This window comes from Serratia sp. EC4, from assembly GCF_059652115.1.
Window position 1 is genome coordinate 1 of record NZ_JBNIDE010000019.1, and the last position, 19,989, is coordinate 19,989.

The window sequence follows — 19,989 nt, forward strand, 5'->3', positions numbered from 1 at the left end:
TTCAGGTTGCGTCAGAAATTGCCGGAAAGTGGCATCATGGGGCGTTGGATTTTTTTTCATGGGGCTATCGTAGCACATTCGGTCGCCGGCTCACTATGGCTGAGCGAAGGCTTCCCCCGTTCTCCGGGCACAATAGCGTCGGTATGTTGCTGCCGCCAGGTTTTTATATTCGGTAGACGCGGGCCCTGCCAATGCCCAGTTGGGCGGCAACCGCTTCGCGGGTGAGTCCGGACAGCGTCAATTCAATAACCTGCTAACTATTCTGGAGCTATAAGCCAAAAATATGCGGCACGGAAATTTTGACGGTTCCGGCGGGTCGAGTCCGTCAAGTTGACGTAAATTCAGTTACAGCCTTCCGGTCCGGTGATATGCCTGTTATGCGCTGAGTGGCAGCACGTCTTCAGCAGCCTGCTCTATCTCCGCCATACTGTGCTGCGACTTTGCAGCAGACATTCCTCATTTTGCTTCGTCAGTACTGCCCCCAGTAGCCGCGTGATGCTCTCTTCATTAGGGAAGATGCCCACGCGCGCTGTTTCATCTCTTTGTTCCGGCGCTCCAGTGTGTTCGTGGAGTGGATTTTCACCCTGCGTGCTTTCGGGAAACTGAAGTATGTCAGCACGTCCGCCTCCGCGTCGTTCATCATCTCCGTGGCCGCCAGGTTGCTTTTCTCCAGCTGACCGGTAACCTCGCGCCAGGTAGCATGGGCGCTTTTTTCATCGGTCTGCACGAACACCTGTTGCAGCGCAGCGCGGACCACTGACTGTCATGCGGTTGTCAGCCATTGGTTTGTTCCTTTTAAGATAATTATCTGAACCATTACCTTACCGGATAAGGCGATGGCGCTCACCATCTTGCCGTATTTACACCACGTCCCTGAACTCTACCGATATTGTCCGGACGTACCGGCCGTCCGGCCATTAAAAATCAAGCGCCTCACAGAGTAACGGGTGGCGGCCCTGCCCATCATGCAGCTCACAGCGGTCAGCGGTCTTCACATAATCCAGGCGGGCATTAAAGGTATTTTCGCTGCGCCACTGCGCCTGACCGGGAATGGCGCCGGGGACGCCGTCTATTGCCCATTGTGAGCCCACCTGAACGCCCTGGCTGAAGATATTCCAGGCGACGTGTGCCGGTCCGTCGGTCGGGATACCGCGTATCATGATGGAAGAGCGGTTCGACGTGCCAAAACGCCCGTAATCAAACCAGTTATAGCGGATGTCGACGTATTTCCCCCCGATATCCCCCAGTTTGTGCATGTCCATCTGGTGGTAGGCGGCCCGCCCGCCGCCCTGCAAAATCAGGTTATGGTGCGCGTAATAGCCTTCGCCGGCCTGGCCACTGCCCGCCAGCGCATGGCGATTGGCATCAAACACGTTGTAATAGAGGGTAGCCTGGGCATCGCCGTTTTGGACCACCACGCCATACCCGCGCTCATGACACAGGTTGTTATGGATATAGTTGTAGCTGATGACGTTATCTACGGCCTGTTTGACCGAGATACCCGCCCAGGGCCAGTGGTAGATGTCATTGTTGTCGATACGCACCCCCCGGCTTCCGGGCAGCAGCTGGAGCCCAATGGTCATAAGGGGGGTATCAGCGCGGCCGGAGGGCCCTTCAAGACGCAGTCCGCTGAAACGGGAGAAACTGGCCAGCGTTATCACCGGGTAGGCATGAGATTGCTCATCCGGGGCCACCACACGGAACAATGCCCCCGGATTTCCGTTTACCCCCCGGTCGCCAAAGACACGCTGTCCTTCGCCAATGACCAGCGCGGCGGGCGCCAGGGGGAGGCGGATTTCAACGCCAGAGGGAATGAAGACATTCGGTTCGCCCGCCTGAAGGTATCCCTTCAGTTCGTCGAGTGTCCGTGCAGTCTGGTAATGGGTGGGGGTATCGCTGTCCGCAGGCTGATATCCCTTCCCTCCCCCGATGACGTCACAAAAGGGCATGGCAACCGCGGGCGAACTCATAAGATAAAAGTGTAGAGCCAGTAGGGGATATGTCCTTGTCATCATGACATCCTTGTTGTGAGGAAGACCGGGAACACGCGTGCCAGGCGGACTACAGGGGTCAGTGACCGAGCCCCTGAGGCTGCACGCCGCATGGCAATTCATTGCCCCCGGTACAGTGAGGCAGGGTTGTTTTGTATATCAAAAATAAAAATCACGAGGGGCCGTTTTTATTAACGTTTTTTCAAACACCCCCTAAGAGTTTTATTTTTCTTATTTATTTTTGTTGATGAAGCAACTCCATTTTTTCGTGAGATTTTGCGGTGCTTGTAAAAAGCAAACAGCATTAATACCAGCAGTCCAACAAGAATGATAAGGTCCATGAATCACCGTCCATATGCAACAGTATAACCGAGAGCATCAGGTCCAGGTGGTTTGGGGACCGGTGCGCCCGTTAGCAGGGGGGCGGTGCCCCCCGATGTATAGAGGATCCGACCCTCTTTCTCGCGCCGACCGGTGTTGCGCTTGAAATGCGGGGCCCCACGTCTGCCACATCCCCGCATTCAGGACGGAATGCGGGGTCAGACAACGACGCCACTGTGTGAGGCCCCCGAGGGGCGTCCCGTTAGTTCGGGGATATGACGACGACGGTAGAGGCCGTGTGATCACCGGCAGCCCCGTTGATAGCATCAAGGGTAGACGTAATCCGGAGATGGTTTGTTCCTGTAATTTGTGATGTGAGGGTCGTCTTGATCCCCGGAGCGAGCGTAAGGGTGTTTCCCCCCATAAACGTTACTTTCGGTGTCGCGCCACAGTCAACGGTTCCTTCTATGTTTTCTATCGTTCGCGCATTCGGAGCGATCGTGCCATGGTTGATCTCAGGAGGAAGAACGAGGTCGCATTTGACGTCCGGTGGTAGAGGTTTTTGACAAAAAGTCGATCCCGAGTTTGCAACAGTCGTTGCATCTAGGACACCTTGAATGGTCGTAACAGAGGTGCCACCCGGAGTGATAGTAGCTGATTGAACAAAAACCACGCACTCCGCACCGGGCCCCGCTCCGGTGTGTGGCCCCCAGGCAGTTGATGTCTGACACGTCGAGGACGGGGTGAGGTCCCACGAGTCATAGGATAACAAGCGACATTCGGAGGTGCTCACAGGTGCGTGTTCAGCTGCAATCCATACGCACGAGGATGCCGGTATACCCTCTAGAGGGGCACCGCCTCCACAATGGATACCATTGGGCCGAATGTCAAGCCCGCCTCCCCTGACCGGTACAGACGCGGAGGTTTGGTCGATCAGGATCGACCCCTCTGAGCCATAATAAACGCCGTAGCGACATTCGGAGTCGCCACAGCTGGTGATTTTAGGGTTCACCAGCACGGGAAACATGACAGCATTGGCAAGAGTACAATGTAAGATAGAATACATAGTGGCGGCGGCAAAGATATTTTTCATATTGTCTCGCTGAGTCACGGGATGGGCACATCGCGCATAAGTAGCCCCCGCTATTTGTGGCGTGTTGCCCAGTTAATCCACCGTGCTGCATATCCGCACACGCGCTGCCGCCTCGTCCTTCAACAGTGCCGCTGCCGTGCTGCTCATCAAGCCGCGCCCTACGCGCCCGGTGGTGCTTTGTTTTTCGCTTGTTTTCAATACGCTCGGCCCTAGTCCGGCCCCCAACAGGGCAGTCCCCAGCGCCAGTCAGCCAATCCCATGTTCGGCTCTCCCGCGTGTGTGTGTTCCAGGTGCAGTAAAAATCACAACGCTTTAAAAATCATGTCGACATGCAGTCGCCCTGCCCGGCCGTCACTGTGCATTGTGTTGACGCCCTACTCGTATTCCAGCCTGAACGTCGCCGTGGCCCCAAAGGTCCCGAGCTCAATCCGCTGGTTCCTGATGGCCTCCGGCTCGCCACGCACATAGGCCTTCAGCGCAATCACGTTGCGGCCGCTCACCAGCGAGATTTTTCCGCCGGGCTGGTTGAGGGGCAGCGGCGTTGAATCGGGCGTCTCCAGCCCAATCGCAACGCCCCGGGCCCCGCCACTGCCGTCGATGGCCAGCAGCCCCGGCAGTGCCGCGCTCTCCGTCCCGGTGAACGTCACCGTCACCAGCTTGCCCAGATTCAGGTCACAGTCCTCCAGACGTATCTCGAAGGTCTGGCCCGGCGTGCGGGTATTCAGGTACAGATACCGGTCCACGATGGTCCCGAACTCCAGCGGGATATCCTCATACCCCGGCGCTATCACGCACGGCTCCGCCACCAGGGCACCGTAAAACCGCACGTTGTCCGCCGCCCTTGCCGGCGTGACGGCCAGCATCTGCGCCAGCAGCAGGGCTGCCGACACGCCCCATCGCCCTGCCCGGGGCAGTAAGCGCTTGCGCATCATGTCTTCATCCTCATTGATACTCCGCCTTCAGGGTGGCCCAGGCCTCAAACGCCCCTTCCGTCAACGTTGCCCCGGCCCGCTTGACCGGCACCGCCTCCAGCCGCGGCGGACTGTCCGGGTCAATGGTCAGCACACTGCCCGGCTTGAACGGCTTGTCATTCTGGTAGACGCGTATCCCCAGGTCGCTCTTGTTGCTCAGCAGGGCATTGTCATCAAACCCGGCGGCCGAACCGCTCAGGCTCAGCGTCATCGTCCAGCTGCCGCCACGGTCACAGACTATCTGGTAGTTAACCACCTGGCGGTAATTCACCCCGTCGACGCGATTGACCCCCACCCGGTCGCCAAAATCCACATCGACCCGGTTACCGTCGTTGATGGTACACGGCGGGGGCTCAATCAGCCGACCGCGGAACGTCATGTCGATGTCGCCGGCGGCTTGCACCCCACCGCTCAGCGCAGCGTATAAAAACAGGACGCTCAGGCCCCTCGTCGTGTTCATGCTCCACTCCCGTTACTGATACTCGACCTGCATGGTCGCTCCGGCGGTAAACTCCCCGGCGCTCAGCGTGATACCACTCTGCTTCACCGGTAACGCCCATAATTTCGGCGAAATGGGGTAGGTAAAATTCATCCAGGTGTTGATGGGCATTTTCACCCCATCCCGCCGCAGTTCCACACCCAGCCCGGGTTGGGTGGTTTTCAGCACACTGGCATCAAAATCTGCGCCGGTGCCCCGCACCTGCAGTTTCATGGCATTGCTGGGTGCGCCGGGGCAGGACAGCGTGTAATCGACCCGCGTGAGGTAGTTGTTCCCGTCCACCCGGGTGGTCATCACGTCCTTAAAATCCACCTCAATCGGCCGGTCACCGTTGATGATGCACGGGGGCGGCGCCACCACGGTCACCTTGACCGTCAATGTGCTGGATGGGGCGGCAACAACTATCGGTGACAGCAGCAGCAGGCCCGCCAGCCCGCATCCGGCCCGACGTCGTCGCGTTACGCTTTCCCTCATGTGCGTGTCCTCAGTCATAGCTCAGATGAAAATCCACCACGGCACGGTAACTGCCGGCCATCAGCCCGGCCGGTGTCCGCTCTGGCGTGACGGTGTAGCTCAGCGTGTTCTGGCCCGGCATCAGCAACAGCGGCTTGCCCCGGCTGCCCAGGCGCACGTCCTCGCCCTGATCCGTCGCCAGACGCAGCCCCAACCCCGAGACGCCCTGGGCCTTCACCAGCTGCGGATTGTCCGCATCCCGGGTCGCCCGAAAACTGACCGTCACCGCCGGCTGATTATCCGACCAGGTCAGTGCCCCGGTGCGTTCATCGCGGCTGCTGGCCGGGCTGCGCAGGCAGTCCGCCAGACGCAGCTCAAAGTGCACCGGTTCACCCTGCGCCCCGATGGTCTTTAGACGTCCCGTGCCGGTCTCGCCCAGCGCCACATCCTGCCGCGCACTGGTCATCTCCAGGCGACAGGCACTCTCCGTCAGCGCGCCGTACACGTACAGGCTGCCGTTCGCGCCTTCCACTTCCCAGTTGTCCACCGCCGCATTGACCGACGGCAACAGCCAGAGCATCGCACTCAGCGTCAGCGGCACCATCATCGCATACCCACCGAGCGTGCCGTAATAGCGCAGGTCTTCAAGCCACGCCCGACGCGGCACCATCGTGCCCATATTTGTCATCATGTTCTCTTCCCCCACCCAGACGTGCGACGCACGTCACCGGGCAATTACGCTTTCTTCTCCGGCACCACCGAACAGGTGCTGCCGCTGCAGTTGAACGTCAGTTGCGGACGGCCACCGTAGTCATTGACATACGTCAGCACCGGGCTCCCGCCCACGCTGGCGGCACTGACTGTCAGAGGCGAGCTGCCCTTGGGCGGTATCATGAACGGCTCAAACCCCTTCACCCCGTTGGTGCCCTTCTTGCTGCCCGCATCCACAATGGTGACGTAGTACGGTGTGGGGTTGTTCACCACATACTTGTCCCCCTGCCGGGTCAGGGTCAGCTTCTCCTGCGGCGGCGCGGTGTTCTTTTCAATCGCAATCGCCGGTGGACGATAGAACAGCTTGATGCGCGTCTGCAGCGCTATCTGCAGGGTATTCGGCTTGCTGCTCTTCGGCGGGATTTCCCGCAGGTTGAAGTAGTACACCGTCTCCCGGTCCTGCGGCAGCGCCTTCGCCGCCGGCAGCGCCTGAACCTTCACCTGACTCGGTTTGCCCGGCTCGATACGTTGTACCGGCGGCAGGACCGTAAGCGGGCTCTGTATCTTGTTGCCCTGCTCATCCTCAATCCATCCCTGCGCCAGGTACGGCAGCTGCTTGTTCTGGTTGCTGACGTTCAGACTCACCGACCTTTGACTGCCGTCAAAAATGACCCGGGTTCGGTCCAGCGCAATCGCCGCCTGTGCCTGCTGAACCGCCAGGGTGCCCAGCACCACGGCCGCCGTCAGGGTTAATACCGTCGTTCGTGTCCACATATCACGCGTCATGTTGTTCTGCTGTTTCATTGTGTATTCTCTCTTGCGACTGCTTGAAATCCCGGCCTGATGTCCGGCTCCGATTACTGTCTGGCTCGTCGTCTTCATGACTTGTCGGCATCATCCGGCGCTGCACTCACAGGATGACACGGCAACAACAGGGTGTTCATCAGCATGTCGGCCGGCAGCGGCGTCGGCATCCGCACTTCACACTGCGCACGGCCGTCCCAGTGCACCGTCATGGTCTCGCCCGGGTTGATGCCGCTCAGGTACACGCTGCCCCCGTCGTTGACAAGACCGGTCTCCTGCTTGCGGGCGTTCATCACGGTCGCGCCGAACGGCGGCTCGCTGCCGTCAGCCAGCTTGATGACGGCCATCGCCTTCTGACCGGCAATCACGTCAAACTGCCGGTAACCAATAGCCCCTTCCGTCAGGGTCGCCTGCACCACCGACTGCGTCGCCTCGGCGTTATCGCCCAGGTCATTGAGGTCAATGCTGGCCTTGTTGCGGTAATAGCTATTCACGTCACCGATGACCGCCTTGCCCCAAGCGTTGGTACGACTGGTTCTGCCATAACCGCGCACCGGCACGTCCGCCACGCCGTTAGTGTCAATCAACATTCGGGTGCCGCCGGCCGTCCCGGTACGGTGCAACGCGCCGCCCTCGGCCGTCAGCGTCATGCCACCCTGCGCCGAGAGCCCGACCGCGCTGTAGCTGCCTTCCTGGTAGCTGGCGTTCGCACTGATACGAGCCATATCGCCTTCATGGTTGTAATACCCGCTGGTATTGACCCCACGGCGTGAGCTGCCCGCAGACACCTGATAGGTGCTGCGTTCATCGAGGCGATCGTAATAACTGACCCCATGCGTCGTGTCGTCGCGGTTTACGGTCGAGTTGTAACTCAGAGTGCCGTTATCGCCCCACGGCATCGACAGGCTCAAGTACGCCCCGTCATCGTTGGTGCCGTTGTACTGGTTACGGTACGCGGACAGTGACAAGCTCAGGTTGCGGAAACGCCCGATGTCGAAGTAACGCGAGACCGTCAGGTTGTAACGGTCATTGTCTGGCCGGTCCCAGTAGGTCTGATGGCTGTAGTTGATGTAACTGCTCAGTCCCCAGTCGCGGAAATGCTTGTTGAAGGTGACGGTATACATTTCCTTGTTGTTGCCGGTCCGCTGCCCGTAGTAACGCGCATCCAAATACTCGCTCATGCTCATGAAGTCTTTTTCCGAGAAGCGATAACCGGCGAAGGTGACCTGACTGTCATACTCGTCAAAGCTCTTCGAGTAACTCAGACGATAAGAACCACCACTCAGCGTGCCGTCTTCATGCGGCAACCGCGCCCGTGATTGGGTGGCATCGAACGACAGGGCGCCGAATGCCATCAGGTCGCGACCGATACCGAGCGACAGCGCGTTGTAATCGCCGCCGGCCAGGGCGCCGCCGTACAGCGACCACCCGTTGCTCACCCCCCAGGAGAATTCGCCGGTCCCGAAGAGCGGGCCGCGCGAATGGTGTTCCCAGTCAGACGGCTTGCCCGCCGCCAGCTTGAAGCGTACCGACCCCGGCCGCGTCAGGTAAGGAATGTTGGCCGTGTTCATGGTGAATTCTTGCACGGTGCCGTCCTGCTCTTCCACCCGCACCTTCAGCTCGCCCGAAACAGCATCGTTGATATCCTGAATGCGGAACGGCCCGGCAGCCACCGTCGTTTCACTCAGCACGCGCCCCTGCTGACTGATGACGACCTTGGCATTGGTCTTGGCCACTCCCACCACTTCCGGCGCGTAACCGCGCAGGTTGGGTGGTAGCATGCTGTCATCCGAAGCCAGGCTCGCTCCGGTAAATCGGAAGCTGTCAAACATGCCGGAGTCCAGGTAGTTTTCGCCCAGCGTCAGTTTCGAGCGCAGCGCCGGGATAGCCCGGTACGCGTAATATCGGCTCCAGTCCAATTGCTGACGGGTTGGCTGGCCACTGCCGGTCTGGTGGTCGATATTGGCCTGCCAGTCGGCACGCAGACGCCAGGCCCCCATATTGGCCCCCGCCGTCCCGTTACCGCTGACGCTGTATCCGCGCGATCCGTCGCGTTGCTGATGCTGGTTTCGAGCATTGACGTTGTAATCGAACAGCAACCCCGGCACACCCTCATCCCAGCGGGACGGTGGGTCCCAGTTCTCGTCGCTGTATTCCAGGTAGGCCTGCGGGATACTCAGGTACAGCGACGAGGTGGCCAGGTCGCCGCGCATTTCCATGCCGCGCACACTGCCTTCATCCAGACACTCGCCGTCATGCCACCACGTCAGCGCCTTGAGCGCATCGGGCTTGAATCCCACCTGCTCAACCAGCGCCTTGCTGACACAGGCCCGGCTGCCGTTCGGGTCGTCTTTCGGGGAATAGAACGTGATTTGCTGCTCCGGCAAATCGTTCTTGTTGATGTGAACCACCATGCCGTACGTGCCCGGCATGATATAACCGCCACGCGAGAACTGGCTGAGGTCGATGTTTTTTCGGTCATTCACATCCAGCACATCAGTATTAAACTGAATGTCGTCAGCGGCATACACCACCGACACGGGGGGGGCCAGCACCAACGACACGCACAACCCCAACGACTGAAGACGAGCCACTTTTCCAACCGGTGACAATCCCATACCCATTACCTTGTTAATATGAATGTTTTAGCATTCAGGCGAGATGCAAAGACGCAAGCTCACAATAAATTCAGAAATAATCCAGCTTGAAACGAATTGACGAAAAATATTCGCCGGACTTCAGCGCGTGATTATTGGCCACCAGTTTCATGGTGTAATTCAGCTGACTGCCACCGGGTGTAATATCCATCAGCGGTAACGCCTTGCCGGGCGAAGCAATATTGCCAACATGGTCGATAATTTGCAGCGCAACGCCAGACGCCTCTCCGTAGACACCGAATAAATCCCCTTCAGCATCCCCATCAAACGTCACCTGGAATTGTTTCCAGTCCGCTTTGCCCGGCCGCTCCAATACACAATTAACCAATTCAATGGAAAACGGTTTACTCCGCCCCTGGCCGTCACGAATAATGTCGGCCAGCGGAACTGTTTCCATATCAATGGTCTGCTCCCGACTTTCCACGGCAATGGCGCACGCGGTATCAATAATGGCTCCTTGCATATTTACCCGCCCCCACCCGGCAATGGACCCTATTGCCTGCACAGAAAAGGAAGTCAGGGAACACAGGCAAGAAAACACTACAATAAGCAACCCATGCATGTTCATTCATTCTGTCCTTTAAACATCTTGCTTGAAAAATGCATGCGGAAATCCCGCATGCATGCACACAAATATCAGAGATAGCGATATATGCTGAATTAAAAGGACTTAGTTATAAGCCAGGGTAAAATCTGCTACAGCCTGGAAATCACCTTCGGTGATGGCATCGGACGCCCCCTCACCCTGCATGTAGGCCGCGAAGGCCAGGGTGTTGTTACCGTTCTGCAGCACCTGCTCCTTAGTCGGTTGACCCAGTTTAATCACGGCACCATCTGCAGAGGTAATAGCCACTGCGGCGCCGGCCGCAGTACCAGTAATGCCCAGCAAGCCGTTATTGGCCGCAGACTCCATACCGGTAAAGGTCACCGTCACCTTGTTTTTGGATGCCGGAGTGCCGAAGGCGCAGTTTTCCAGCAGAATATCGAAGTTGCGCGGCGTGGATTTGCCGCCATCAATCAGGGCCGCCTTGGAGATTTGGCCCAAGTCAACAGTCTGGTCAATAGATTCAGGGTTGATTGAGCATGGCGCGTCAATGATTGAACCGGTGAAAGTCACCTTGCCATGGCCCTGGTCCGCAGCATTAACCGCCGACGCAGACATACCGAAAACAACGGCCGCAGCCAGCAGGGTTTTATTCAGTTTCATACGCATGAAATCACATCCTTTATTGATGGTATTGAAAATTCAGGCTTCACGCCTGAGAGATTAATGAAAGCTCAACGGCATTACCGACAAGCACAAACGAAGTAGCGGGCACGCAAATGACTTTTCTTAAAAACAACATTCATTGCCATCAAGAAAAGTCCTGTATATCCCAACCCCGTCGCCGAATCAATTCTTACAAAGATTTACGGAAAGCAAAAGGCCACAATGAAAATAAGCCCAAAAAAGCCAATATAATTCCGCCACAAACCCTATTTTTGTAAACAAACAGATCGAAAGGTCGCTACACTCAAAATATCAGAATAAAATATCGCATACAAATATATTTGCAAAATTACAGATCGCTTTTTCCGTATTTTCGCTACAATTGTTTGAAAAGGGGTGCTTCCTGACGCACTCCAGCCCCCTTGTTTTATTGGCTTATTCGGGGTGTTTGTTACGAAAATCATGACCTTTGTTATTTTTCTCAACAATAAACCCCGTCATTCCTTGCCTTTTATTAACAATTGGACAATCAAACACGCTTTGGGAGCTATAACGTCATGACTACGCTTCATTCGCCTTCTCGAACAGGAAAGAAAACGCTTCACCGGGAAATATTAATTTCGCTCGTCAATCTCTCGCCGCCGCCGAATGATGACCACCCACCGCCGGAAAATACCTGGGCGGCGACGCGGCAAATTGCCGATGCTCACGACATCAGTATTTATAAGGCGCGTCTGTTATTACTGGAATTGGCCCATCAGGGGCTGGTCGTCGTGACTGACGGCCCGGTGAATAATTCACTCCGCTGGTACCCTGACCGCGCCGCTATTTATCGCCGGCAATCGATGAGTGAATAATTGAAATAACACCACTTTATTTATTCTTAGACAGAGAGTTTATTTTGGTCATCAGCATCAACATTTTCATGCTCCTCGCCCTGTTTTTGGCCCTGTCCCTGTTTTGGTGTCGACGGGCCATCAGTCCGCGTTCGCTTGTCATCACCCCGGCCTTTTGCCTGCTGCTGACCGGCGCCCTTATCCTCGCCCTGCCGCTGGCCTGGGCGACCGGCTACCGATTTTTGAACGCGGCCTGGCGCCTGGCCGCGGTGGCCGGCGGACTCGCCGTGCTGTTTACCGCACTGCAAATCACCTGGCGCCGTCAGCACGTCATGGGCGTCCTCTACAGCCTCGTGGCATGTACCGTCGTCCAGCTCGTCATTGCCGGTCAGCAATTACTCATGCGCGACGCGGCATGGCTCCCCCTCTATGGACGGCGAGCCTACGGCACCTTCTTTCAACCCAATGTCCTGGCCAGCTTTCTCGCCACCGGCCTGGCTGTCACGCTGATACTGCTGTTGTTGCCCGTCTTTACGGCCCGCCATGAGCGGACCGAACGGAGGCGCCGTAACGGACTGCGCCTCCTGCTGGCCCTGACCGCCCTCATGCTGGTGTGGATCCAGTCTCGCACCGGCGTCCTCGGCGCCCTCGGCGCATCCGGGCTGTTGCTGTGGCGGTTCGGCGCCCGCGACCGGCAAACCGGTTTCACCGCCGGCGCCCTCGTCGCCGGCGCCCTGACTGGCATCCTGACCCTCCACTGGGGGCCGGCATCGATGTTGGCCGTTGACCATACGCACAGCAACCTGGCGCGCTGGGATATGGTGCGTGACACGCTGTCGATGATTGCCGTTCACCCCTGGCTCGGCTGGGGATACGGCGGGTTCGAATACGACTTCCAGCACTTTCGTGTTCACCAGGTGCCCCCCACCGTCGTGACCGAAATCGTGCGGCACCCGCATAACGAAGCGTTGCTGTGGATAGTCGAAGGGGGCCTGGTCGGCCTGGCCGGATTGATACCGGTGGCCGTCGGGGGCGCTCTCGTCGTTCGCCAGGCGCTGCGCCATGACCGCCCCGGCGCCGAACGGCCGTTGACCGGGCTGCCGACCGCCCTGTGCATCGCACTCCTGCCCATCGCGCTGCATACCCAGCTGGAATTTCCTTTTTATGTGTCCGCCGCGCACGTGACGCTATTTGTGCTGCTGTTTGCCATGGCTGACCGCCTCGGCGCACCGGACCGCCCCGATACCGGCGCCCGGCATCGGGGACTGTATGCCAGCCTGGCATTACTCTGCCTGGGGGGCGCCGTCGGCGCCGGCTACGGCGTTAAAGGCAGCCAGGTCCTGACGCAGGTGGAACAATTCGGTATGGAAGACATCAGCCCGCTCGTGGCCCTGCCGCCGTTTTCCCGGGCTCTACATCAGGAGCGAGTGCGCTTTGACGAGCAGGTCAATGCCTTGCTGACCTATAACCACACCCACGATGCCACGCTGCTGGCGCGCTACCAGGACTGGGCTCAGGGGTACCTTTACCGGCGGATCGACAAGAACGTCTACGCCACCCTGATCCAAATCCTGCGGCATCAGCGACAGCTCGCCCTGGCGGAACAATACCGCCAGGAGGCTCAGCGCTTCTTTCCGCAGGATGCGCGCTTTTTTTCGCCCCATAACGACCACCGGGAGATGCCGTGAAACCCCATATCGATATTGCCATTCTCGACACCGACCGCTACCTGGTGCTGGGCATGAAGAGCGTGCTGACGCAGCACTTTATCCGCAAGGGGTGGTCAGTGCGATTTCTTTCCGGCACACACCGGGCCTTCGCCACCCTGGTTATCCAGGGCGGCGAGGTGAACCGCATGGCCTACCACTGCCGTTACGGCACAGCGAACCGGCAGCAGCACGTCATCACGATACAGGAAACCACACAGCCCCGGCTGCTCCGGCGCCAGTTGCCCGCCTGCCTGAGCGAGCAAAGTCGCATTACGCGCAAGGTGACGCCACACGTGTTGCTGGCTGAAGTCGAGCGGGTACTGGAAACCGGCAACGGACCGCCCCCCCCCCAGGACTGCCCGCGCTGCGCGCTCACCCTGACCTACCGCGAATGGCAGGTCCTCTCGGCCATTCGCCGGTGCATGCGACCGAACCAGGTGGCGGTCTACCTGAACCTGAGCATCAAAACCGTCAGCGCACACAAGTGCAATGCCATGAACAAGCTGGGATTTCATCGCAACAGCGAACTCTACCACTGGCTGCGTCAAGGCGGCCTTGAACAGGAAATAATAGAATACCTATGAGTCAAACGAACATGTCCCTCCGTCGCCCCCTTCTGCTCGCCACCCTGTTTTGCAGCGCGGCCCTGCTGAGCGGGTGCAAGAACACATCCGGGTCCCCCTCCCAGGCCAAACCGGCCACAACCGTCGAGCCGGACATCACCCCGGCACAAAGGGAAGCCGAGCGCCTGGCCCAGTGCCAGAAGGAGCTGGAAACACTCAAGAGCATCAACGCCCAGCAATACACGGCGTTTCGGCAGGAGTTCGATCGCCTGATGAGTGGCGCCGCCCAGTACGCCAACCTGCGGGTGCGCGTGAACAACGTGACGCAAGAGACCGTCGATGCGCTCTACCGTTACAAGGTCAATCGCCTGTGCGCCGACATCATGCAGGCCACGCTGACCGGGCTCGCTGACCGCGGGGAGAAACTGAAATGACGACGGGGCCTTCCCGATATCGCCTGCGCCGGCTGGCAACATTGCTGCCCTTGCTGTGGTTCACCGTGGCCGCCCGCGCAGAAGACGGCGTCCCTGCGCTGCTGCAATTTGCCGAAGAGTACCACGGTCAGCTCACCGCACCGCCGGCACCGGCGCAAAACAGGCCCCCCCCCCTCACCAAACCGGCGCCGGCCGCCCCCAAAGGCGCGGTGAGCGGCAGTCCGGCCCTGCACGAGCAGTTGAAACTGCGGGACCGGCAGCTCCACGCCCTGTCGGAACAGCTGCGCAAGCAGAATGAACAGCTGGCGACATTGCGCCAGTCACTGAAACTGGCGGACGAACAGCAGCGGGCAGGGCAACAGGCCCTGGCGACACAGCAGGCGCAGGCCAGGGCGGCCCGGGCAGCGGACCTGGTCCCCCTGCAACAGCTGATACGCCGCCTGCGGGAGGCCGCCACTGGGTCCCCTGACGCCCGGCGCAGCGCCGAGCTGATTGCCGGCGCCCGACAGCAAACGGCCCAAAGCCAGGCTGCGCTGGCCGACAGTCAGGCCAGGCTGGCCGCACTGCAGACGCAGCAGCAGGCACTGCAGCAGCAGGTACAGCAGGAAGCGCAGTCCCGGCTGGCCCTGCAAAAGGACCTGACAACGCTGCGGGGACAGGCAGAAGAAAAGAGCCGGGAACTGACGGCGTTGCAACACACCCTGACCGAACGCGCTCAGCGCGACAAGCAGCACGACGCCGCGCAGCAGGCGCAACAGAAGGCCCAGGCTGAGCTCACCGGGCAGCTCGAGACAATGAAGACCGCGCAACAACAATGGCAGGCCCGGGCGACCGAAAAGGAGAGCGCACTGACGGCGTTGCAACAGGCTCATCAACAGCAACAGGCCGACTACGCCGCCCTGCAAACGCAGGCACAGGCGGATGCCGCGAACCTCGCCACGCAGACCGAGGCCCTGCAACAGCTGCAGGCACGAGCCCGCTGGCTGGCTGAGCCGGGTAAACTGACCACCTCGGACGCGCAGCAGGCCTATGCCGCCGGCAGCGCGCTGGGACGCGATATCGTCGGCATGCTGGACGAGCGCCAGGGATGGGGCATCGACACCGACCGCAAAACCGTGCTGGCCGGCGTGATTGATGCGTTCTCGGGGCACTATCAACTGCCGGCCGATGTCCTGACACAGGCCCTGCAGGCGTCAGAGAAGGCGGTCGGCAAGGCGCGCGAAACCGCCGGCACCGCCCGGCAAAAGAAAGATGAGGCCTTCCTGGCCGCCTTTAAAAAGAAGAAGGGGGTCAGAGCGTCCCCTTCCGGGTTCTGGTACCACGTCGGTTACGCCGGCGATACGCCGCTCCCGGCGAATGCCGTTGTGGACATCGTCGTCAAGGAAACGTTGACCGACGGTACGGTCATCCAGGACATGGACCTGAGCGGCAACGTGCTCTCTCAACCGCTCGAGGCGTATCCGCCACTGTTCCGTGAAGCGATAGGCTACCTGAAGAACCATGGCACGCTCACGATGGTGGTGCCGCCGGCGCTGGCGTACGGCGAGGCGGGTTACCCCCCTGCCGTGCCCGCCAATGCCACCATGGTGTACGAGCTTCGGGTCGAAGGCAGCCAGCCGGCGCCGCAACAGCCCGTGACGCCGTGACGACATCACGCGAAATCGCAAACAGAACACAGGCCCAGACATGAGGAAGGTCACCATGCTGAAATATCAGATTGAAAGGCAAAATGCCCGCGAGCTCGCCCGTCACTACCTGTCAACAACCGGAATGACGGGCACCCCTGCGGAGTACCTGGAAAGGCTCGGCGCGCTGGAAGAGGAGTTTTTGGCCTTGCTCAGGCAGGCAAATACACGCGATGGGCAAACCGCAGGACCAGTAATTTTCGGGAGGGGGCAGTGAATGTCATGAAGGCGCAAGCTGTCACTGACACGCGACCGTTCTCTGGGAAATGACAATCGGGACAGACCGATAACCTCGAGGGTACCTTTACAAAGGGTAAAGGTACTCGACCTCAACCGAGGGGTAATAGCTGACAGCCCGGAAAGACGGGCAACTTACCCTTGGCAAGGGGCGCAGCGGCGCCAGCGCTCAGGCCGGTCATTATCATGACCGTATCGCGGTCGAGGCCATTGACCAGCATCGTGCGCGCAACATCAAGTTTACCCTCGAGCTTGCCTTCCTGGCGCCCTTTTTCAAGGCCGCGCTGCTCACCCATTTGAAACCCTTTCTCGAGCCCCTTCTCCAGACCCTTTTGTTCAAGCTGTTGTGCGATGGTCATCAGTTCATCCTCATATTGCGGTACCCGCAGGGCCAGGCCGCGAACAAATGCATGCGCATCCGCCGACTCACCGGCCTGGATAATATAGTGTATCAGCGAAATCACCAGCGGCGAAGAGAGATAGCCCGCCAGTAGAATGGCGGACAGCCTGTCCGTCAGCTCTGCCAGGTCGCGCTGGCGAATATGCTTCTGCAGCAGGGTCAGTGCGGCCATGCTACGGTGACCCATAATCTCTTCGTCGGGGATAACGGTCACATCAACCAGCGGAAAGTCGCCGGTGTACAGTTTCCCGGCCAGCGTCGGATCATCAAACTCTTGCAGCCAGTTTGTCGGGTACGGATACGGGCTACGTTTGCCGGTATAAAACAGGACCGGAATGACCAGCGGCAGCGATTTATGGCCGGCGTCAAGGTGACGCTGCATGGCGGCAACGGCATAGCGAATGAGACGAAACGCCATGTGCTTGTCCGGGCTGGACTGATGCTCGATGAGGACATGCACGTAACCGTCCGTCCCCGTGGTGGTTTTCAGGCTGTGAACCGTACCGGGTTTCTTGGAGACTAAACTCTCAATGAAAGGAGACCCAAAATGAAAACACAATCCGCCAAACGCTATCCCCCTGAGCTGCGTGAGCGCGCAGTCAGAATGCTGTTGGAACACCGTGATGAATATGACTCTGAGCCAGATGCCATTCGTGCCATATACTCAAAAATCGGGTGCCATTACAACACGCTGCGCGCCTGGTTGCGTCAGCATAAAAATGATTTCCGTGGTGGTGCCAGCCCGGTAAGTACGGATGTTGGCGGACTGAGCACCAATGAGCGCCAGCGTTTAAAAGAACTGGAACGTGAGAATCGGGAGCTACGCCACAGCAATGATATATTGCGCCAGGCCTCAGCTTATTTTGCTCAGGCGGAGCTCGACCGCCACTGGAAAAAATAATGCCACTTATGCAGCGTCTGAGTGATACATACGGGGTCGGGCCAGTATGTCGCGAACTGGATATTGCCCCGTCGACATATTACTGGCATCAACAACGCCAGCGGCATCCTGAGAAGTGTAGCCAACGAGAAAAGTGTGATGCTCAAATCAGCCAGGAGATAAAACGCGTTTACGAAGAAAACTACAGTGTCTATGGTGCACGAAAAGTCTGGCGTCAGTTACTTCGCGAGGGCTTTAGTGTTGCCCGGTGTACTGTTGAACGTCTGATGAAAATAATAGGTCTTCGGGGTGTGCTCCGCGGCAAAGTCATCAGGACCACAATCAGTCGCAAAACAGCGGCAACCGCGGATCTGGTAAACCGCCAGTTCGTGGCAGAACTCCCCAATCAGCTTTGGTGTGCAGATTTTACGTACGTCAGCACCTGGCAGGGCTTTGCGTATGTGGCGTTCATCATCGATGTGTTCGCAGGCATGATCGTTGGCTGGCGGGTCTCATCGTCGATGGAAGCAAGGTTCGTGCTCGATGCACTGGAACAGGCTCTGTGGGCACGTCGGCCCTCAGGCACAATCCATCACTCAGACAAGGGTTCCCAATACGTGTCACTGGCGTACACCCAGCGGTTGCAGGAGGCTGAGCTGTTGGCGGCGACAGGCAGCACAGGGGACTCTTATGATAATGCCCAGGCCGAGAGTATCAATGGCCTGTACAAAGCGGAAGTCATACACCGTAAGAGCTGGAAAAACCACGCAGAAGTGGAACTTGCGACACTGGCTTGGGTGGACTGGTTCAACAATCGACGGTTACTTGAACGGCTAGGACATATACCGCCGGTAGAAGCCCAAAAAGCCTATTATGCTTCCAGTGCAAATAATGATCTGGCAGCCTGAGCTTCCGGACTTAAAACTCTCCAAAAAAACCGGGGCGGTTCAGTTTTCAGCCGACCGAAGAACCCTTCGCACGCCGCATTATCCGGTGAACACCCCTTGCGGAACATTGAGCGGATAAGACCCGCCGCATTCACCCGCGCCAACCATCCCGGCCAGCGGTAATGCCCGCCTCTGTCACTGTGGATGACCGAACGATCGCCTGCGTTTAACGTGCCGCTAACGCTTTCCAGCATCGTATTGGCCAGCTCTGCATCTGGGCGTGTACTGAGCGACCAGCTCACCACTTTGCCATCGAAGCAGTCCACCACTGGTAACAACCACACTTTACCAGCCGGAAGCTGGAACTCCGTGATATCCGTCAGCCATTTTTGATTAGGCTGCACCGCTTTAAAATCTCTGGCGAGAAGATTGTCGGACGTGGGGCCTATTTCTCCGCAGTACGAACTGTAACGCCGGCGCCGGGAACGACTGACAACAAGCTGCTCTTCCGCCATCATGTAGCTCCGAACTTAATGAGTGGGAGGCGTTCACCTCATTCGCACTCCCCGGGGAAAACGGTGCCGGAGCGGGCGTCAACACGAAAACTCGGTTGTGAAGCTGTGCCATAGCTGCCTTCCATCACGCCTTCCTGACAGCCTTTGTCTTCACCAGGTGGCATCCCTTCCTAGTCCGTTTCTGTTTCTGTTTCTGTGCATGGCCATAAGAACTCGTGCTGTGGTGTACGACAGGTCAGTTCGCGGATAAAGGCTTCCGGGGCAGCCGTATCGCACGCCGGCAGTGAAGGACGATAACCATGCGTCAAGATCGATTCTTGAAGCGAATTTTTCCCTTTCTTTGCACTCCATATGAGACCATCGCCGCTACCTGCATGCTGATTTCCTCACGTTCAATAATCTGCTTTTGATGCTGAAAATCATCCATCAATTCTCGCCGCCGGATTTCATAAACCCTCAAAAACTGGCCAATCGTGATATTGACCCCCTGCTCTTCCAAGATCTCGAACACCCGCCAGTCCGGCCTGAAAACGCTGCCTTCTCCCCAGATCACCATCGCATTTACCTGCGTTATTGTTTTCATTGAAAGAAAACAGCGTAGACAGCAATCCCTCACTCAGGCAAACACCGCCGTATACGCTTTGTATGGTCCGTCACATTTTCGCGAAAAATACTCCCGCATAAATGCAGTTTCGACAATCGCCCTAGGCAGCCTGAACATCCCATTCAACAACGTTGAGAAGACTGTTGATGTATCAACGCACTTGCCTGCTTTCTTGAAAATGATTTCAAACCATTACCCTGCTAGTTGGCATTACCGTTCAGCATATCCCAGGTGGCTGTGACAATCGTCACAGCCACCTGGACGAGAGGGGTATACAGGCGGCGCGGCCACATTACCCTGCCCACGAGTCCCCGTAAGTTATCTCGCATCAGACTCGCGGCTCAAGACCCAGGTAGAGCCCCCGAAGCGAATGTTGCCAATCAGCTGCTCCCAGGAGTCCATCTCCGTCAGCACCGCTTTGACTGACAAAAAATCAACGTGGCCCAGAATAATGTCCCCATTCTCGCCCGAAATATCCAACACGTAGCCGTCAGCCAGTTCTGAGGATGTCTATGCCAAAATCAGGGCA

The 19,989-nt window shown here is 58.2% G+C and carries 17 protein-coding genes, 3 pseudogenes and 1 other annotated feature; of the genes and pseudogenes, 7 read left to right on the forward strand and 13 right to left on the reverse strand.

Annotation, left to right across the window (positions count from 1 at the left end; genetic code table 11):
- Positions 1 to 375 precede the first annotated feature (375 nt).
- The 10 genes and pseudogenes from ACP39K_RS24270 to ACP39K_RS24315 all read right to left on the reverse strand — a co-directional run.
- Positions 376 to 763, reverse strand: a pseudogene (locus ACP39K_RS24270) (transposase); the annotation flags it as partial.
- 154 nt (positions 764 to 917) lie between these two features.
- Positions 918 to 2,015, reverse strand: a complete 1,098-nt coding sequence (locus ACP39K_RS24275) for a right-handed parallel beta-helix repeat-containing protein (RefSeq protein WP_497008970.1) — start codon at positions 2,013 to 2,015, stop codon at positions 918 to 920.
- A gap of 1,764 nt (positions 2,016 to 3,779) precedes the next feature.
- A complete protein-coding gene (locus tag ACP39K_RS24280; RefSeq protein ID WP_497008971.1) occupies positions 3,780 to 4,337 on the reverse strand; it encodes a fimbrial protein in 558 nt (185 codons plus the stop codon).
- Between the two features lie 10 nt (positions 4,338 to 4,347).
- Entirely contained in the window at positions 4,348 to 4,836 is a 489-nt protein-coding gene (locus ACP39K_RS24285) for a fimbrial protein (RefSeq protein ID WP_497008972.1), read from the reverse strand.
- Between the two features lie 12 nt (positions 4,837 to 4,848).
- The gene (locus tag ACP39K_RS24290) at positions 4,849 to 5,349 is read right to left on the reverse strand and encodes a fimbrial protein (protein ID WP_497008973.1); all 501 of its coding nucleotides are present in this window, start codon (positions 5,347 to 5,349) and stop codon (positions 4,849 to 4,851) included.
- A gap of 10 nt (positions 5,350 to 5,359) precedes the next feature.
- Positions 5,360 to 6,019, reverse strand: a complete 660-nt coding sequence (locus tag ACP39K_RS24295) for a fimbrial protein (RefSeq protein WP_497008974.1) — start codon at positions 6,017 to 6,019, stop codon at positions 5,360 to 5,362.
- 44 nt (positions 6,020 to 6,063) lie between these two features.
- The gene (locus ACP39K_RS24300; protein ID WP_497008984.1) at positions 6,064 to 6,825 is read right to left on the reverse strand and encodes a fimbria/pilus periplasmic chaperone; all 762 of its coding nucleotides are present in this window, start codon (positions 6,823 to 6,825) and stop codon (positions 6,064 to 6,066) included.
- Positions 6,826 to 6,917: 92 nt separating this feature from the next.
- Positions 6,918 to 9,461, reverse strand: a complete 2,544-nt coding sequence (locus tag ACP39K_RS24305; protein ID WP_497008975.1) for an outer membrane usher protein — start codon at positions 9,459 to 9,461, stop codon at positions 6,918 to 6,920.
- 70 nt (positions 9,462 to 9,531) lie between these two features.
- Positions 9,532 to 10,062: a fimbrial protein gene (locus ACP39K_RS24310; protein WP_497008985.1), complete on the reverse strand. Its 531-nt coding sequence runs from the start codon at positions 10,060 to 10,062 to the stop codon at positions 9,532 to 9,534.
- 108 nt (positions 10,063 to 10,170) lie between these two features.
- A complete protein-coding gene (locus ACP39K_RS24315; protein ID WP_497008986.1) occupies positions 10,171 to 10,707 on the reverse strand; it encodes a fimbrial protein in 537 nt (178 codons plus the stop codon).
- A 560-nt stretch (positions 10,708 to 11,267) separates the two neighbouring features.
- Here ACP39K_RS24315 and ACP39K_RS24320 point away from each other — a divergent pair.
- From ACP39K_RS24320 to ACP39K_RS24345, 6 genes are read left to right on the forward strand one after another with little or no spacing between them, the layout of a single operon-like run.
- On the forward strand, positions 11,268 to 11,567 hold the full coding sequence (locus ACP39K_RS24320) for a FaeA/PapI family transcriptional regulator (RefSeq protein WP_497008976.1): 300 nt from the start codon (positions 11,268 to 11,270) through the stop codon (positions 11,565 to 11,567).
- A gap of 44 nt (positions 11,568 to 11,611) precedes the next feature.
- On the forward strand, positions 11,612 to 13,234 hold the full coding sequence (locus tag ACP39K_RS24325) for a PglL family O-oligosaccharyltransferase (RefSeq protein ID WP_497008977.1): 1,623 nt from the start codon (positions 11,612 to 11,614) through the stop codon (positions 13,232 to 13,234).
- Positions 13,231 to 13,839, forward strand: coding sequence for a LuxR C-terminal-related transcriptional regulator (locus ACP39K_RS24330; protein ID WP_497008978.1), 609 nt, complete (start codon positions 13,231 to 13,233; stop codon positions 13,837 to 13,839). The genes ACP39K_RS24325 and ACP39K_RS24330 overlap by 4 nt, the downstream gene beginning before the upstream one ends.
- The gene (locus ACP39K_RS24335) at positions 13,836 to 14,252 is read left to right on the forward strand and encodes a YuaE family lipoprotein (RefSeq protein WP_497008979.1); all 417 of its coding nucleotides are present in this window, start codon (positions 13,836 to 13,838) and stop codon (positions 14,250 to 14,252) included. The genes ACP39K_RS24330 and ACP39K_RS24335 overlap by 4 nt, the downstream gene beginning before the upstream one ends.
- A complete protein-coding gene (locus ACP39K_RS24340) occupies positions 14,249 to 15,898 on the forward strand; it encodes an FKBP-type peptidyl-prolyl cis-trans isomerase N-terminal domain-containing protein (RefSeq protein ID WP_497008980.1) in 1,650 nt (549 codons plus the stop codon). Before ACP39K_RS24335 ends, ACP39K_RS24340 begins: the two co-directional genes overlap by 4 nt.
- 55 nt (positions 15,899 to 15,953) lie before the next feature.
- Positions 15,954 to 16,154, forward strand: coding sequence for a hypothetical protein (locus ACP39K_RS24345; RefSeq protein WP_497008981.1), 201 nt, complete (start codon positions 15,954 to 15,956; stop codon positions 16,152 to 16,154).
- A 112-nt stretch (positions 16,155 to 16,266) separates the two neighbouring features.
- On the opposite strand, the pseudogene ACP39K_RS24350 reads toward ACP39K_RS24345, so the two are convergent.
- Positions 16,267 to 17,073: pseudogene (locus tag ACP39K_RS24350) on the reverse strand (Rpn family recombination-promoting nuclease/putative transposase); the annotation flags it as partial.
- 48 nt (positions 17,074 to 17,121) lie between these two features.
- On the opposite strand from ACP39K_RS24350, the gene ACP39K_RS24355 reads away from it, so the two are divergent.
- A protein-coding gene (locus ACP39K_RS24355) for an IS3 family transposase (protein WP_497008982.1) occupies positions 17,122 to 18,362 on the forward strand; the annotation gives its coding sequence in 2 pieces (ribosomal slippage) (positions 17,122 to 17,437 and positions 17,437 to 18,362; 1,242 coding nt in all).
- Positions 17,430 to 17,546: a sequence feature (AL1L pseudoknot), on the forward strand. It overlaps the preceding gene by 117 nt.
- A gap of 38 nt (positions 18,363 to 18,400) precedes the next feature.
- Here the strand turns inward: ACP39K_RS24355 and ACP39K_RS24360 are convergent.
- Positions 18,401 to 18,859: pseudogene (locus ACP39K_RS24360) on the reverse strand (IS3 family transposase); the annotation flags it as partial.
- Positions 18,860 to 19,160: 301 nt separating this feature from the next.
- Entirely contained in the window at positions 19,161 to 19,412 is a 252-nt protein-coding gene (locus tag ACP39K_RS24365; RefSeq protein ID WP_497008983.1) for a hypothetical protein, read from the reverse strand.
- Positions 19,413 to 19,989: the final 577 nt, after the last annotated feature.

Excerpts from the sequence above, each read along its gene's own strand:
- ACP39K_RS24340 (WP_497008980.1), top strand. The coding sequence starts at position 14,249 with ATGACGACGGGGCCTTCCCGATATCGCCTGCGCCGGCTGGCAACATTG.
- ACP39K_RS24300 (WP_497008984.1), bottom strand. The coding sequence starts at position 6,825 with ATGACGCGTGATATGTGGACACGAACGACGGTATTAACCCTGACGGCG.
- ACP39K_RS24365 (WP_497008983.1), bottom strand. The coding sequence starts at position 19,412 with ATGGTGATCTGGGGAGAAGGCAGCGTTTTCAGGCCGGACTGGCGGGTG.
- ACP39K_RS24320 (WP_497008976.1), top strand. The coding sequence starts at position 11,268 with ATGACTACGCTTCATTCGCCTTCTCGAACAGGAAAGAAAACGCTTCAC.
- ACP39K_RS24335 (WP_497008979.1), top strand. The coding sequence starts at position 13,836 with ATGAGTCAAACGAACATGTCCCTCCGTCGCCCCCTTCTGCTCGCCACC.
- ACP39K_RS24295 (WP_497008974.1), bottom strand. The coding sequence starts at position 6,019 with ATGATGACAAATATGGGCACGATGGTGCCGCGTCGGGCGTGGCTTGAA.
- ACP39K_RS24305 (WP_497008975.1), bottom strand. The coding sequence starts at position 9,461 with ATGGGATTGTCACCGGTTGGAAAAGTGGCTCGTCTTCAGTCGTTGGGG.
- ACP39K_RS24275 (WP_497008970.1), bottom strand. The coding sequence starts at position 2,015 with ATGATGACAAGGACATATCCCCTACTGGCTCTACACTTTTATCTTATG.
- ACP39K_RS24290 (WP_497008973.1), bottom strand. The coding sequence starts at position 5,349 with ATGAGGGAAAGCGTAACGCGACGACGTCGGGCCGGATGCGGGCTGGCG.
- ACP39K_RS24315 (WP_497008986.1), bottom strand. The coding sequence starts at position 10,707 with ATGAAACTGAATAAAACCCTGCTGGCTGCGGCCGTTGTTTTCGGTATG.
- ACP39K_RS24285 (WP_497008972.1), bottom strand. The coding sequence starts at position 4,836 with ATGAACACGACGAGGGGCCTGAGCGTCCTGTTTTTATACGCTGCGCTG.
- ACP39K_RS24310 (WP_497008985.1), bottom strand. The coding sequence starts at position 10,062 with ATGCATGGGTTGCTTATTGTAGTGTTTTCTTGCCTGTGTTCCCTGACT.
- ACP39K_RS24345 (WP_497008981.1), top strand. The coding sequence starts at position 15,954 with ATGCTGAAATATCAGATTGAAAGGCAAAATGCCCGCGAGCTCGCCCGT.
- ACP39K_RS24280 (WP_497008971.1), bottom strand. The coding sequence starts at position 4,337 with ATGATGCGCAAGCGCTTACTGCCCCGGGCAGGGCGATGGGGCGTGTCG.